The 337-nt window shown below is 34.4% G+C and carries 1 protein-coding gene; it reads left to right on the top strand.

Going from position 1 to position 337, the window contains the following annotated elements; all coding sequences use genetic code 11:
• The coding region (locus ACJDU8_RS25775) for an IS110 family transposase (RefSeq protein WP_406795035.1) at window positions 1-337 on the top strand (337 nt) is incomplete at both ends.

Here is a 337-nt window from a genome sequence, read left to right as displayed (position 1 = left end):
TCTTGATTAAAATGAAATCTGTTCCTAATACACAATTTGGTGCAGAGCAACTAGAAACTATGCTTGTTAAGGTATTAGAAAACTGCACTTTTAAAACTGTAATAATCGGCTTAGAATCTACTTCCTTTTACGGAGTACATATAGCTAATTTTTTATCTTCAAGTGAAGGTCTCATGCCTTACAAGCCTTATGTTTACTGCTTAAACCCTAAGGAAGTTGCTAACTACAAAGATTCCTTCAATTCTCTTGATAAAAATGATAGCATCGACTCTTTTGTTATTGCTGATTTTGCAAGAGTTGGCAGAATTCATATTGAACCCTGGCGGGGTTCTCAATA

It is taken from the genome of Candidatus Clostridium eludens (genome assembly GCF_045310515.1).
In the GTDB taxonomy this organism is placed as follows: domain Bacteria; phylum Bacillota; class Clostridia; order Clostridiales; family Clostridiaceae; genus Clostridium_B; species Clostridium_B eludens.
Note: the sequence above shows the minus strand (reverse complement) of the source record. Positions and strands in the feature narration are given on the sequence as shown.